Annotated in this window: 15 protein-coding genes and 1 pseudogene; 5 read left to right on the forward strand and 11 right to left on the reverse strand. The window is 61.8% G+C overall.

Annotated elements, in window-relative coordinates:
- Positions 1 to 159: 159 nt before the first annotated feature.
- Together ACEN2T_RS16210 and ACEN2T_RS16215 are read right to left on the reverse strand one after the other, a co-directional pair.
- Positions 160 to 1011: a CAP domain-containing protein gene (locus ACEN2T_RS16210; RefSeq protein ID WP_032886845.1), complete on the reverse strand. Its 852-nt coding sequence runs from the start codon at positions 1009 to 1011 to the stop codon at positions 160 to 162.
- Positions 1012 to 1092: 81 nt separating this feature from the next.
- Positions 1093 to 2307 (reverse strand): annotated as a pseudogene (locus ACEN2T_RS16215) (MFS transporter).
- 113 nt (positions 2308 to 2420) lie between these two features.
- On the opposite strand from ACEN2T_RS16215, the gene ACEN2T_RS16220 reads away from it, so the two are divergent.
- Both ACEN2T_RS16220 and ACEN2T_RS16225 read left to right on the forward strand, forming a co-directional pair.
- Positions 2421 to 3302 (forward strand): LysR family transcriptional regulator, encoded by an 882-nt coding sequence (locus ACEN2T_RS16220; RefSeq protein ID WP_442116995.1) that lies wholly within the window; start codon positions 2421 to 2423, stop codon positions 3300 to 3302.
- A gap of 56 nt (positions 3303 to 3358) precedes the next feature.
- Positions 3359 to 4036 carry a GNAT family N-acetyltransferase gene (locus ACEN2T_RS16225; protein WP_099602868.1) on the forward strand — a complete coding sequence of 226 codons (678 nt, stop codon included), beginning with the start codon at positions 3359 to 3361 and terminating at the stop codon, positions 4034 to 4036.
- 43 nt (positions 4037 to 4079) lie between these two features.
- On the opposite strand, the gene ACEN2T_RS16230 is transcribed toward ACEN2T_RS16225, so the two are convergent.
- Positions 4080 to 4715, reverse strand: coding sequence for a TetR/AcrR family transcriptional regulator (locus ACEN2T_RS16230; protein ID WP_099602867.1), 636 nt, complete (start codon positions 4713 to 4715; stop codon positions 4080 to 4082).
- 82 nt (positions 4716 to 4797) lie between these two features.
- On the opposite strand from ACEN2T_RS16230, the gene ACEN2T_RS16235 reads away from it, so the two are divergent.
- A complete protein-coding gene (locus ACEN2T_RS16235; RefSeq protein ID WP_442116996.1) occupies positions 4798 to 5397 on the forward strand; it encodes an NAD(P)H-dependent oxidoreductase in 600 nt (199 codons plus the stop codon).
- A 1-nt stretch (position 5398) separates the two neighbouring features.
- Here ACEN2T_RS16235 and ACEN2T_RS16240 read toward each other — a convergent pair whose 3' ends face one another.
- The 3 genes from ACEN2T_RS16240 to ACEN2T_RS16250 form a co-directional block, all read right to left on the reverse strand.
- Entirely contained in the window at positions 5399 to 5788 is a 390-nt protein-coding gene (locus ACEN2T_RS16240; protein ID WP_442116997.1) for a hypothetical protein, read from the reverse strand.
- Between the two features lie 32 nt (positions 5789 to 5820).
- The gene (locus ACEN2T_RS16245) at positions 5821 to 7077 is read right to left on the reverse strand and encodes a 3-phosphoshikimate 1-carboxyvinyltransferase (RefSeq protein WP_442116998.1); all 1257 of its coding nucleotides are present in this window, start codon (positions 7075 to 7077) and stop codon (positions 5821 to 5823) included.
- Between the two features lie 90 nt (positions 7078 to 7167).
- Complete coding sequence (locus ACEN2T_RS16250) at positions 7168 to 7722, reverse strand: UPF0149 family protein (protein WP_032886834.1); 555 nt, start codon at positions 7720 to 7722, stop codon at positions 7168 to 7170.
- Between the two features lie 160 nt (positions 7723 to 7882).
- Between ACEN2T_RS16250 and ACEN2T_RS16255 the strand changes: the two genes are divergently transcribed.
- Positions 7883 to 8695, forward strand: a complete 813-nt coding sequence (locus ACEN2T_RS16255) for a crotonase/enoyl-CoA hydratase family protein (RefSeq protein ID WP_442116999.1) — start codon at positions 7883 to 7885, stop codon at positions 8693 to 8695.
- 5 nt (positions 8696 to 8700) lie between these two features.
- Complete coding sequence (gene nudC, locus ACEN2T_RS16260; protein ID WP_032886832.1) at positions 8701 to 9534, forward strand: NAD(+) diphosphatase; 834 nt, start codon at positions 8701 to 8703, stop codon at positions 9532 to 9534.
- On the opposite strand, the gene ACEN2T_RS16265 is transcribed toward nudC, so the two are convergent.
- The 5 genes from ACEN2T_RS16265 to ACEN2T_RS16285 all read right to left on the reverse strand — a co-directional run.
- Complete coding sequence (locus tag ACEN2T_RS16265; RefSeq protein WP_032886830.1) at positions 9502 to 10281, reverse strand: TSUP family transporter; 780 nt, start codon at positions 10279 to 10281, stop codon at positions 9502 to 9504. The genes nudC and ACEN2T_RS16265 overlap by 33 nt on opposite strands.
- Before the next feature lie 195 nt (positions 10282 to 10476).
- Positions 10477 to 11193 (reverse strand): phosphatidylcholine synthase, encoded by a 717-nt coding sequence (pcsA, locus tag ACEN2T_RS16270; protein WP_032886829.1) that lies wholly within the window; start codon positions 11191 to 11193, stop codon positions 10477 to 10479.
- A 148-nt stretch (positions 11194 to 11341) separates the two neighbouring features.
- A complete protein-coding gene (locus ACEN2T_RS16275; protein WP_442117000.1) occupies positions 11342 to 12268 on the reverse strand; it encodes a class I SAM-dependent methyltransferase in 927 nt (308 codons plus the stop codon).
- Positions 12269 to 12318: 50 nt separating this feature from the next.
- Entirely contained in the window at positions 12319 to 12807 is a 489-nt protein-coding gene (locus tag ACEN2T_RS16280; protein ID WP_032886826.1) for a DUF1289 domain-containing protein, read from the reverse strand.
- A 150-nt stretch (positions 12808 to 12957) separates the two neighbouring features.
- On the reverse strand, positions 12958 to 13038 hold an 81-nt coding region (locus ACEN2T_RS16285), incomplete at its 5' end, for a hypothetical protein (RefSeq protein ID WP_223820096.1).

The following is a 13038-nucleotide window of genomic DNA, read 5'->3' on the forward strand; positions in this document are numbered from 1 at the left end:
TGTTATCGAGAGTCTTCAGCGCGCCTTTCAGTGGGTGGCGCAAAGCTACAGACCCGGTTGAACGCTGCCAGTTCAGCGCAATTATCCGATAGATGGCGTTTTGATGCTTTACTCATTTGAGTCGTTTGGATCCGCCGAGGTTGGGCGCTTGCCCAACCTTCATTGCGTGCCGAACAAACCGGTCCAGTAAATGCCCGCATCACTCTTCGGGTCCATGGCGTAGGCCGCGCCCAGTTCTCGAAATTGCGGGTTCATCAGGTTGGCACAATGACCGGGGCTGGCGAGCCAGCCATCGACCACCTTGCGCGGGGTGTCCAGGCCGGCGGCGATGTTTTCGCCGATGTTTTTGGCGATGTATCCGGCCAGCTCGGCGCGGTCGCCGGGCGTGCGGCCGTCGTGGTCCAGATGGTCGAAGAAATTGCCGTTGGCCATGTTGCGCGTGTGGCTGTTGGCGGCGCTGGCCAGGGTGTCGTTCCACGACAACGGGGTGGTCGCGGTAAATGCCTGGGTGCCGCATTGGCGAGGTTGTGTACGGGCGGCGTTGATCAAGTCCAGCAGTTTCCGGCCTTCAGTCTGCCAATCCCCCAGTCCGCTGGACAGTAAGGGCCGGGCCAGCACGATGCGCCAGTCCTGACCGCTGTTGCTCACGCCGATGTCGATAAATTGCGGATCCAGCACCACCCGGCAGAAGCTCTCGCGCACCGCCTTCATGGCGGACTGAGCATCCTTGGGACCGGACAGGCTGATGGCCTGCACGTTCACCATCGGATACGCGGCCCGGGCCAGCGCCTGCTGAAGGTCGCCGACGTTAGTGGCCGGCAGCACCAGCCGTGTGTCGCTCGCCAGTGGCGGCAGTTCCTGGGAACCCTGGTCACCGCAGCGCTGCACTTGGCTGCGGTACTCGTTGATCTGTTGCACCAGCTGACTTTCTTCATTCGCCATCGCGCTGGCGCAGAACACCGTACTGGCGGCCAGCGTCGTAAGACCCATCATCAATGACAGAACGCGCATGGACGTTACCCTTGAGCTTGAAAGTGCCCATGATGCGCGATGTAACCCCATCTGGCGCAACGCCTTTTTTGTTTTTTTGCCTCAGTGGGGGTTATGAAGGCCGTTCACGGCGCGGTTGCGGCCCGATGCCATCACCGCGGCCAGGAGGATCAAGCCGCACGCGACGGCGAAGGTTGCGTGCAGGCCATTCGCCAGTGATTGTGGGGTGGCGTGGGTTATATCGGGTGCAGTCCAGGCGAATACGGCACTGAGTGCCCAAGCACCGACAATCAGGCCGAGGTTGCGCGACAGGTTCAATAGACCCGAGACCGTGCCGCGCCGAATCGCAGCGACATTGCGCATCACGGCGGTATTGTTCGCCGCCTGGAAGAGGCTGTAGCCCGCCGTCAAAACAATCAGCGCGCCCAGGTAGGTGAACAACCCCGAAGCCAACGTCAGCAGCAGGGCACCGCACAGCAGAATACCGAGCCCGCTGCAGGTCATGCGTTGGCTGCCCAGGCGGTCGGTCAGGCGGCCCGCCGGTATGCCGGTGATTGCTGCGACACAGGGCCCGACCGCCATGGCCAGGCCCATCGAGGCCGGGTCGAGCCCCAAACCACGGGACAGGTAAAACGGCCCGACAACAAAGGTGGCCATGATCACCGCCGCTACCAGCGCGCTCATCGCCAAGCCCGTGCGCAATGATGAATCCTTTAACAACGCCCAGATACCCAGGTCGCTGGATGCCGGCGTGTGTCGCTGATCCACCGGCAGAAAACGCCAGGCAAGGACGACGGCCAGCAGGCCCAGCGGCACGCCCACCAGAAACAATGCACGCCAGCCCCACAGGCTCAGCAATACGCCTCCGACGCTGGGGCCCATAGCGGTTCCGACCGCCGACATGGTGCCCAGCAAACCCATCACCCGGCCGGTGCGGCCCTGGGGCACGGTATCGCCGACCATGCCCAAGGCCATGGCCATCATGATCGCTGCACCAAGGCCTTGCAGGCTGCGCGCGGCAATCAGCGCGTTGAGCGAGGACGCGCCGCCGCACAGCCCGCAGGCCAGGCTGAACAGCAGCAAGCCGCCTATTAGCAACCGACGTCGCCCCAGGCGATCACCCAGGCGGCCGGCGCTGAGGATCATCGCCGTGATCGCCAGCAGATACGCCAGCACCACCTACTGCACGGCGTGGAAGGATGCGTCGAACGCCTGCGTCAGGCTGGGCAGGCCCACATTGGCGATGCTGGTGCCGAGTGAGGCCAGCAGCATGGACAGCGACAGGCTGATGAGGCTTCCGCGCGGGGACGTAGACATGGGCAATTCCTTGAATGAAGGCAACTGTCACAAATCTACGGCGTCGCCTAACATGGCGGAAGACGCAGGAGTTGCAGTGAATACCTGCACCAAACGCCTGATGAGAACCTCTTATGCCTGATCTGAATTTGCTGATCACCCTGGATGTGCTGCTCGCCGAAGGCAGCGTCGCCGGCGCGGCCAAGCGCCTGGGTTTGAGCCCCTCGGCCATGAGTCGCGCCTTGGCCCGCCTGCGTGAAACCACCGGCGACCCCTTGCTGGTGCGTGCCGGTCGCGGCCTGGTGCCCACGCCACGGGCGGTGGAGCTGCGTGAACAGGTCAGTGATTTGGTTCAGGCTGCCCACGCGGCGCTGCGGCCTGCGCAGTCTGTGGACATGGCGGTGGTGGCGCGCACCTTCACCTTGCGCACTAGCGAAGAGTTCGTCGAAAACTTTGGCCCGGCGCTGCTGGCACGCATCGCCCGAGAGGCGCCCGGCGTGCGCCTGCGTTTCATCAATAAAAACGACAAGGACAGCACGCTGCTGCGCGACGGAAGTGTCGATCTGGAAACCGGCGTGGTCGATCCCACTGCCAGCCCTGAAGTGCTGACCCAGGCGTTGTTCCGCGACCGCTTGATTGGCGTAGTGCGTAACGGCCATCCCCTGAGCCTGGGTGAAATCAGCGTCGCGCGTTATGCCGAGGGCCGGCACGTCTATGTCTCGCGGCGTGGGCAGGCGCGCGGTCAGATCGACGATGCGCTTGAAACCTTGGGCTTCACGCGGCAGATCACCAGCATCGTCGCGGGTTTCTCCACTGCCATCTCCCTGGCCCGCGACACCGACCTGATCGCCAGTGTGCCGGAACGCTACACCGCCCACCGTCGCGACCTGTTTTGCTTTGCCCTGCCGCTGACGTTGCCGACCTTTACTGTGGCGATGCTCTGGCACCCACGGCTGGACGCCGACCTGGCGCACCGCTGGCTGCGCGGGTGCCTGCGTGAGGTCTGCGGGCAATAGACCGTACGCAACAGGTACAATCCCCGCTGCCTAGACGTGAACCCCCAGGAATTTGCATGTTCAGCCTTACCCGCTACACCACACCATGCCCCGAGCCCATCAATGGCCAGATCCTGCAGATGGTGGTAGACAACCTCACTGACATCAGCAGCGTCGCGTTGCCGCCGAGCAACCTGCTCTACAACATCTACCAGTATGCGGTTGGCTTTGAAGTGCACCTTTACCTGCAGGCGCTGAATGGGGAGAAGGGCATTGACGTCGAACTGATCGTGGCTACCGACGCCGAGGACTCGGAGACCGTCATCGGTTTTTTGCTCTGCCTGCCGGTGAAGGATGATCCCGAAGCCTGTGGCATTGCCTTCATGGCTGTAAAAGCCGGTTTGCGCCGCCAGGGCGTGGCACGTGGGATGATGCAAGACGTGCTGGCGCGCTATCCCCATGCCGAATTGGCGTGTGCCGTGGAAAAGGTGCCTGCGTTCGAAGCCCTGGGCTTTCAAGTACGCGCCGCACGTGGCACCCAGGTGCTGATGAACACCCGCGACTACGGCACGAATGGCTTGATGGGCGTGCTGGACGTAGCCGCGATCTATAGCTCCCTCGAAGTGCGGCAGATCCATACCTACCTGCTGCAAAAACACGGCAAGCGGGCGATGGTCGACGCGGAGAAGCAGCGGGATAGGCATCTTGACCAATTGACGCGCAAAGTCCGGTTGTTCGTGCAGGAGCGGGGCTGAAACAGAGCGCCAACCACCGATCCCCTGTAGGCGCTCCCGAGCTTTAGCGAGGCAGCGATTGCAGTGGGTCAGGCGACAAAACAGGCGCGCGGTTAACCATCGCCAATAGGATCGCCAATAATTCGTGCTGGGCTTCTTCTCGGCTGATTTCGCCGTCGGCCGCTGCGTGGGACAAGGCTTCCGCTGCGCCCAGCATGGCCCGCAGGCCGGCTTGTGACAGCGTGCCGTTGGGGGCGAAGGGCGCCAAGGCGTCACGGCATTTGTCGAGAAAAATGGCCTCGTATTTGCGCTTCAGCGCTTCCAGTTCCGGTGAACCGCTCAACGCGGCGGTCACGCCCGGAATTTCCCGGCCCTGCAATAACACGCAGTCCACGTAGGATGCGGCGATGACCCAGGCGCGGTCTTGCAGGGTTTCACTGCTGGCTTCGATGGCATCGGCAAAGGCTTGGTTCTGACGCCCGTCGAAGTCTTCATACAGCGCGGCCAACAACCCCGCACGGGTGACGAAATGGTCATAGACCACCGGTTTGGTCACGCCCGCCAGTTCCGCCAGGCGGCCCAGGGTCAGGGCGTCGGTGCCTTCCTCGCGCACCAGTTGCCAGGCCACTTCCAACAATTGATGCAGCCGATCTTCACGGGACAAACGACGACGTGGGGCAGGGGATTCATTGCTTGACATGCTTATATACCAAAAGTAACTTATTTGAATTAACTTACCAAAAGTAACTAAGCCCAGCCTAAACCGAAAGAGAGTCAATGTCATGCACGCACTGATCGTTGTTGCTCATCACGACCCACAATCCCTCACCCACAGCATCGCCACGCAAGTCGCTGCAGGCCTCAGCAGTTGCGGCCACACCTACGAAATCGCCGACCTCGCCGCCGAAGGTTTCGACCCGCGCTACACCGCCGCCGACCACCGCGTACACCGTAACCACGCCACGCCACCGGCCGATGTGCTCGCTGAACAGGCGCGGCTCGACCGCGCCGACGCCTTGGTGCTCGCTTTCCCTATCTACTGGTGGTCGCTGCCGGGGCTGCTCAAGGGGTGGGTCGATCGAGTGTTCGTCAATGGCTGGGCGATCGACTACGGCCCGGATACCCCAGTGGTGAAAAAACTGCGGCATTTGCAGGTGCACCTGTTGGCCCTCGGCGCTGCGGATGCCGGCGCGTTTGACCGCCACGGCTATGCCACGGCGATGCGCACGCAGATCGACTACGGCATCTTTGATTACTGTGGGGCGAAGGTGGTGACGTCCGAATTGTTGCTGGACTCGGAAGGCGGAGCAGCCGAGGCGCATCTGAAAACGGCAAAGGCCATCGGGCAGCGGCTGTTCGAAGCCGAGACAGTCGCCGGTTGAGTCAGCCCTCGCGAAACAGGTCGTGGGCATCCAGCAGGCGGTAGGCGATTTCCGGGCGTATCTCAAGACCTCGACGAATCGCCGCCGGGATCGATTGCCGGGTCTTGCGGCACATGCCCGGCAGTTCGTCGATAACGATCTGGATCCCGCGCATGCTTTTGACCTCGGTGTGTCCCGGCGCGATATGCACGCGAATGCCCAATTGCTGGTACATCAGCTGTTGCATGCGCTCCAGGTCTTGCAGGCTCTTGAGGTCTTCGAGGCGGTCGAGCAGGCGTTTTTCTTCCTGGCGCGTGAGGTTGAGGATACGCAGGTCGGCGCCGGGGGCTTCAAGCAATTGCTCGCGGTCGCAGACACAGGCGCCGGGTGGGCAGGGTTGGCGAATTGTCATGTGCATTCCCTCCCCATTTCGGCGCCGCTGACTCAGTAGCTCAGTGCGACCCCAAGACTGCCCAGGGCCTTCCAGTACTCAGGATAGGTCTTGGCCACGCAGTCCGGATCCTGGATGCGGATACCCGACACTTTCAAACCAGCCAGGGCAAAGCACATGGCGATGCGGTGGTCGGCGTGTGTGTCGATGAGCGCGTTGCACGATGTACCGGCCAGTCCAGGATCAGCGGCCACCAGCAGGTCATCGCCTTCGATGGTCGCCAGGCCCGGACGGATTTCATTGAGGCCGTCATGCAGTGCCTGCACGCGATCACATTCCTTGACCCGAAGGTTGGCCAGCTCTGTGAAGCGCACCGGGGTGTTGTTGAACGCGGCCAGCACGGCCAGCGTCGGGATCGCGTCCTGCATCTGCGAGCCGACCACGGTGGCCTGCATGTTCGGGAACTGGGCGATCACGGCCTGGGCCTTGGCGTCCGGTTGGGTGAAGTCCTGCGCGGCCACGCCGATGTCGATACGGCCACCGGTCAACACTTCAGCAGCCCACAGGTACGTGGCAGCGGACGCGTCGGGTTCGATCAAGTAGTCATGGGCGGTGTAGCCAGTGGGGGCTACACGCCAGGTGGTGTCGTCGACCTCATCAACCTGCGCCCCGAAGGCACGCATGCAGTCCAGGGTCAGGTCCACGTAGCCACGGGCGCCGATGTCCTTGCCGGTCAACGCCACCTCAATCGGAGCTTCACCGCACGCGGCCAGCATCAACAGGGCCGAGACGTATTGGCTGGACAAACCGCCGTCGATCTCAAAACGCTTGGCCTGGACCTTGCCCACGCCGTGCACGGTCACCGGTGGGCAACCGGTCGGGCTGTCGACCTGGATGCCGTTCTCGCTGAGGGTGGTCAGCAGCGGGCCGATCGGGCGCTTCTGCATATAGTGGTCGCCGTCCAGCACCACGGCGCCTTCGACGGTGGCGACGGCGGCGGTGAGAAAGCGCATCGCCGTGCCGGCATTGCCCAGGAACAGCGGTTGCGCAGGCAATTGAAGCTTGCCGCTGCCTGTGACGACAAAGGTGGTGTCATCCGGCTCATCGATGGTGACGCCCATTTGGCGCAGGGCCACCGACATGTGGCGGGTGTCGTCGCTTTTCAGCGCGCCACTGAGGCGGCTGGTGCCCTTGGCCAGGGCGGCCAGCAGCAGGGCGCGGTTGGTAATGGACTTGGAGCCGGGCGGTGCGACCTTGCCGTTCAGGGGGAAGTTGGGCGGTGTAACGGTCACGGTTTTCTGCGAACTCAAGGTACAAGGCTCCTGATCAAGGCAAGGTGGGACGGAGTGGCCGACGGGCGGACCCGAATAATCGGCCAAAGGTGCAGTGCTTGTCGAGGTTTAGCGCCGGCTCAACCAGTAATCATGCAGGGCCCGCGCGGCCGGTTCGATCTCGCTGACGCGTTGCTGGTGAGCCTGCACATCCAAGTCGGCCGGTAACTCGAAGTTGTCCTGCTCGGCGCACCAGGAGATTTTCTCCAACTGCGCGGCCTGTTCGGCAGGCAGTTGCGGCCAGTTGCCGATGGCTGCGCCTCGGATATAGCCAAAGCACCATTCTTCCGCGAGGGTTACGGTTTGGCCTTGATGTTCGGTGTCGTCGAAGCGTGCTTTGAAGCCTTGTGCGTCGGTCGCCAGTTGGGCGGCCAGGGTGTTGCTGTGACGTACGCACAACTCCAGGAAGCGCTGGGCGTCGTCCATACTGTCCCATTCAGGGTTCTGACCACCCCAGATTGCCGGGAACCATTCGGCTACATCCACCTGTGCCGGGCTGGACACCAATGCGGTGAAGTAACCGTCGAGCTCCGCCAGGTTCAGCACCGAATGGTCATCGCCGTACTTGAGCAGGGTTTCTTCGATGAAGTCGAAATCGGCGGGGGCAAGGGGTTGGGCGTGCATGGCATTTCCTTAAAACGTCGAGCGCCGCACAGAAGGCGGCTTAAAGCGCCAAGGATGGCGCCTGGCAGGGTTTTTTGCCAGTCCCGCTTTTGGCCGATGCGCCGTGGTGGACCCTTGTTATAGTTCGGGCCTTATCACTCGCCAGTCAGGGATCACTGCCATGTCCGAATACCAAGCGTTCGTCGTCGAAGTCACTGGCAACGTTGCCCATGTGCAGATCAACCGCCCGGAAAAGATCAACGCGATGAACGCGGTGTTCTGGACCGAGATCATCGACATTTTCCAATGGGTCGAAGACACCGACGCCGTGCGTGCCGTGGTGCTCAGCGGCGCCGGCAAGCATTTCTCGTCCGGTATCGACCTGATGATGTTGGCCTCCGTGGCCAACGCCTTTGGCAAGGACGTGGGCCGCAACGCGCGGCTGCTGCGCCGCAAAATCCTGGAGCTGCAAGCCTCGTTCAACGCGGTCGACAACTGCCGCAAGCCGGTATTGGCGGCGATCCACGGCTATTGCATCGGCGGGGCCATCGACCTGATCAGCGCCTGCGACATGCGCTACGCGGCTGAAGACGCACAGTTTTCCATCAAGGAAATCGACATCGGCATGGCTGCCGACGTCGGCACCCTGCAACGCCTGCCACGCATCATCGGTGACGGCATGCTGCGTGAGCTGGCCTATACCGGTCGCCAATTCGGTGCCGAGGAAGCGCGCAGCCTTGGCCTGGTCAACCGCGTTTATCCCGATCACGAGCAACTGCTGGCCGGCGTAATGGAAATCGCGCATCAGATCGCCGCCAAGTCGCCGATTGCTGTGACCGGCACCAAGGCCATGATCAGTTATATGCGTGACCATACGGTCAATGATGGTCTCGAATACGTTGCCACCTGGAACTCGGCTATGTTGCAATCCAACGACCTGCGTGTGGCCATCGCGGCCCATATGAGTAAGCAGAAACCCGAATTCGTGGATTGACTGACATGACCCAAGGCTGGATTACCACAACGTTGCTGGACAACGACACTCCCGGCGGCTGGGCTGTCGCCCGCAGCCGCGACGGCTTTTTACATGACACCAATGGCCCGCTGTTCCCTCGGGAATGGCTCAAGCGCCAGGACTTGTCGGTGTTCGCCGAGCACGGTATCGGACACCTCGACGGGGAGCCGGTGTACTTGCTGGAACTTAACTCCGCCGCTGACGTGCCGGGCTGCGGCTGGCAAGGCCTGCGCGGCTTTATGCTGCAAGGCGATCACACCCTGTACAAAGTGCTCGGATACGCCGCCCAGATCGGCACCTGGGCGCGGGAGCATCGTTTTTGCGGCAGTTGCGGCCAGGCCATGGTCCAGGTGCCGCGGGAGCGAGCGATGTTCTGCCAGGCCTGCGACCTGCGCAGTTACCCGCGGATCTCGCCGAGCATGATCGTGCTGGTGACCCGCGGCGACGAGATTCTGTTGGCGCGTTCACCGCGTTTTGTCACTGGCGTGTACAGCACGCTGGCGGGGTTTGCCGAGCCGGGCGAGTCGGCCGAGGACTGCCTGATTCGCGAGGTGCGCGAGGAAGTGCAGGTGGAGGTCAAGAACATTCAGTACATGGGCAGCCAGTGCTGGCCGTTCCCCCATTCGATGATGCTGGGCTTTCACGCCGAGTACGCCGGTGGCGATATCGTGCCCCAGGCTGACGAGATCGAGGACGCGCAGTGGTTCAACATCCACGATCTGCCGCCGTTGCCCGCTTCACGTTCGATTGCGCGCTACCTGATCGACCTCTACCTGGCCCGTCGCTTAGGCCACGCTGAACCAGTGCTGCCAGGCTAGGCGCACCGTCAGGCCGAGGACTACGGTGATAAACACCGGGCGAATGAATTTGGCGCCGCCGCTGATTGCGCTGCGTGCGCCAAAGAATGCGCCACACATCACCGACACGCCCATCGCCAGCCCGACTATCCAGTCCACTGACCCGTTGAAGATAAACACCGACAGCGCTGCCGCGTTGCTGACGAAGTTCATGCTGCGCGCAACGCCGCTGGCCTTCACTAGGTCAATGGGGTGCAGCAACATGGTGCTGACCGTCCAGAACGCGCCGGTACCGGGGCCGGCCACGCCATCGTAGAAACCCAGGCCGAAGCCTTGGGTGGACTGCCATTTCTTCTTGATCGGCGCGTCGTTATCCAGCGCTGCCTTGGGCGTGCCGCCAAACAGTAGGTACAGGCCGCAACCGAAGACGATCACCGGGAGCATTTTGTTCAGGGTTTCGGCGGGCAGGTAGTGGGCGACGACCGCGCCGGTCAATGCGCCGATCAATGTGCCGACGATGGCATGAACCCACTGGCGTGGGTGGAACAGCTTGCGGCGGTAGAAGGTAAAGCTGGCGGTGGCCGAACCGAAGGTGGAACTGAGCTTGTTGGTGCCCAATACCAAGTGCGGTGGCATGCCTGCGGTGAGCAGGGCGGGCGTGGTCAGCAGGCCGCCGCCACCGGCGATGGCGTCGATGAAACCGGCGACAAAGGCCACGACGGCGAGAATGGCGAGGGTGGTGAGGTCTACGCTAAGTTCGAAAGGCATTGGGCAGGGCTTATGGTTGGCAGTGCGCAGCAAAGCGCTGTGCGAAGGGCCGCCATCTTACCTCCCAGAGGGACGCAGAACCAAATGTGGGAGGGGGCTTGTCCCCGATTGCGGTGTGCCAGTCAGCTTATCTGTCACTGATGCACCGTCATCGGGGGCAAGCCCCCTCCCACATGTTTTACCGTGTCCGGTTGGCTATTTGTGGGTGCCCAACCACTCCAGCGCCGTGCGCCAGATGCAAATCCCCAGGAAATACGCCGACATCACCGACCACAACCCGAACGTCCACGGGTTGGTATTGGGGTAATCCACCACCATCAAAAAGCTGCACAGCAACCAGATCGTGGTCACGGCGATATTGATAGGCATGAAGCGCTTGACCCGGAACGGGTGCAGGAACTTCATTGGCGTCACAGTCAGCAGGGCCAGGCCGATCACGGTCAGCAGCGTGACCCAGGCCTCCGGCTGGATGATGTATACGCACAGGGCAACCACGTTCCAGGCGGCGGGGAAGCCGACGAAGTAGTTGTCCTTGCTCTTCATGTTGACGTTGCAGAAGCAGAACAGCGACGAGACCAGGATCACCGACACCGTGAACAGATGGGTGAATTCCGGCAGGTCGATGTAGCGGTAGATGAACAGTGCCGGAATGAACACATAGGTGAGGTAGTCGATCACCAGGTCCAGTACCGAGCCGTCAAAGCTGGGCAGTACCGTGCTGACATTCAACCGTCGCGCCAGGGAACCGTCGACGCCGTCCACCACCAGCGCCAGGCCCAGCCACAGCAGGCAGGCCTTGGGTGAGTTCTCCAGCAGCGCCAGAGTGGCCAAAAACGCCAGCACCACGCCGGTGGCAGTGAAGCCGTGGGCGCCCCAGGCTTTGATTCTGGCTACATGCAGGGTCGATATCACGGGCGGTTCTCCAAAGGGTGAAACGGGGCAGCCGACAACGTGACGCCGTCGAGTCTGGCCGGGGAATGCAGGTATCGACCGGGAAGGGGGTCATAAGGTTCACCGCCCGGCGTATCACTTAGCGTAGCAAGCGTAGGACGTTTCGGCATCAGCCTTGACGGAACACCAGGGCCTTGAGGCCACTTTGCGCGTCAATATCCGGAAATTCCGGCGGGTTTTCCAGGCGTTCTACATATCGCAGGCCTGGAGCCTCGCGGGTCACGCCGTCGATCAGGAAGTCTTCGCCAAAGGCCGGGTCGTTCATGCAGGCGAGCACCGTGCCCTGCGCCGTGAGCAAATCCGGCAGGCGGCGTAGTACTCGCTGGTAGTCCTTGGTCAGCAGGAAGCTGCCTTTCTGAAAGGACGGCGGGTCGATGATCACCAGGTCGTAGGGACCGCTGTTGGTGACCTTGGCCCAAGACTTGAACAAGTCGTGGCCCAGAAAGGTGACGTTGCTCAAGTCATGACCGTTCAGGCGATGGTTGTCACGGCCGCGGCTCAGGGCGCCACGGGCCATGTCGAGGTTAACCACGTGGTCGGCGCCGCCTTCGATGGCTGCCACTGAGAAACCGCAGGTATAGGCAAACAGATTGAGCACGCGCTGGCCCTTGGCTTGTTCGCGCACCCAGTTGCGGCCGTAGCGCATGTCGAGGAATAGCCCACTGTTCTGCTTTTTGCCCAAGTCAATCAGGTAGCGCAGGCCGCCTTCGTTGATGGTCAATTCGTCGATGGCCTCGCCCACCAGCCATTCGGTGGTGCTTTGCGGCAGGTAGCGGTGTTGCAGCGCGACGGTGTGGGCGCCGAATCGAGCCCAGTCGAAGTCGATCAGCAGCTGTTGCAACGCCTGCAGGTGCTCCGGCTCGGGCTCCTTGAACAGCGCGACCAGAATAACCCCTTGCAGCCAGTCCACCGTCAACTGTTCCAGCCCAGGCCAGCAGCGGCCACGGCCATGGAAAAGGCGTCGGGTTTCAGCCGGTGCGCTGGCCAGGGCGGTAAGCAGGTGGGCGTGCAGAGTGGCAAGTGCGTCTGGGGTCATCGTTGAGCGTCGGTCGTTGAGCGGGCGGCATTTTAACCACAATTGAGGGTTTAAAAGGCAGCGATCAACGGTGGACCAAATGCCTCGCGGATAAAACCCGGGGCGATATACCGCTCGTAATGCGCTTCTGACAGCAGAAAAAACTCGCGGTCGATCGCATCGCGCAAATCCGCCAGGTGTCGCTCACGAAACTCCGGCAACAACGCCAACCCGTAAGCGTCGAGTTTGGAAATCACCCGCGCACCCCGGGCAATTAGCTGGTAAGCCCAGCAATACGGCGACTGATGCGGCATGAACCGAATCTTGCGGTCTTCGAGTTGCTGGCGCAGGCGCTGCGGATCGAACACTTCGAGCTTGCTGGTCATCACTTGCACCAGCAACTGCTCAAGGCGCAGCCATACCGCCTGCTTTTCCTCGGCGTTGTAGCCATTCCACTGGATCACTTCATGGTGATAACGCTTGCAGCCTCGGCAGACCAGGTCACCGTAAACGGTGGAGCACAGGCCGACGCACGGGGTTTTAATGGTTTGGTTGGGCATAAAAGGCAATTTGCAAAGTTGATGGAACACCGCATTCCCAATGTAGGAGGGGGCTTGCTCCCGAATGCGGTGTATCAGTCAAAGGTGTTTTAACTGAGCCACTGCTATCGGGAGCAAGCCCCCTCCCACACATTGGATCTGTGCTGTTAATTAGTCCCAGCTCAGCGCGCCGCCAGTCTGATACTCGATCACACGGGTTTCGAAGAAGTTTTTCTCTTTCTTCAAGTCCAT

The organism is Pseudomonas sp. W22_MBD1_FP4 (assembly GCF_052113765.1).
Classification (GTDB): domain Bacteria; phylum Pseudomonadota; class Gammaproteobacteria; order Pseudomonadales; family Pseudomonadaceae; genus Aquipseudomonas; species Aquipseudomonas sivasensis.

Bases quoted from the DNA above. Each gene is read 5' to 3' on its own strand.
- ACEN2T_RS16240 (WP_442116997.1), bottom strand. From the start codon at position 5,788: ATGACAATTCGCCAACCCTGCCCACCCGGCGCCTGTGTCTGCGACCGC.
- ACEN2T_RS16250 (WP_032886834.1), bottom strand. From the start codon at position 7,722: ATGCACGCCCAACCCCTTGCCCCCGCCGATTTCGACTTCATCGAAGAA.
- ACEN2T_RS16265 (WP_032886830.1), bottom strand. From the start codon at position 10,281: ATGCCTTTCGAACTTAGCGTAGACCTCACCACCCTCGCCATTCTCGCC.
- ACEN2T_RS16225 (WP_099602868.1), top strand. From the start codon at position 3,359: ATGTTCAGCCTTACCCGCTACACCACACCATGCCCCGAGCCCATCAAT.
- ACEN2T_RS16280 (WP_032886826.1), bottom strand. From the start codon at position 12,807: ATGCCCAACCAAACCATTAAAACCCCGTGCGTCGGCCTGTGCTCCACC.
- ACEN2T_RS16210 (WP_032886845.1), bottom strand. From the start codon at position 1,011: ATGCGCGTTCTGTCATTGATGATGGGTCTTACGACGCTGGCCGCCAGT.
- nudC (WP_032886832.1), top strand. From the start codon at position 8,701: ATGACCCAAGGCTGGATTACCACAACGTTGCTGGACAACGACACTCCC.
- ACEN2T_RS16235 (WP_442116996.1), top strand. From the start codon at position 4,798: ATGCACGCACTGATCGTTGTTGCTCATCACGACCCACAATCCCTCACC.
- ACEN2T_RS16275 (WP_442117000.1), bottom strand. From the start codon at position 12,268: ATGACCCCAGACGCACTTGCCACTCTGCACGCCCACCTGCTTACCGCC.
- ACEN2T_RS16230 (WP_099602867.1), bottom strand. From the start codon at position 4,715: ATGTCAAGCAATGAATCCCCTGCCCCACGTCGTCGTTTGTCCCGTGAA.
- ACEN2T_RS16255 (WP_442116999.1), top strand. From the start codon at position 7,883: ATGTCCGAATACCAAGCGTTCGTCGTCGAAGTCACTGGCAACGTTGCC.
- ACEN2T_RS16220 (WP_442116995.1), top strand. From the start codon at position 2,421: ATGCCTGATCTGAATTTGCTGATCACCCTGGATGTGCTGCTCGCCGAA.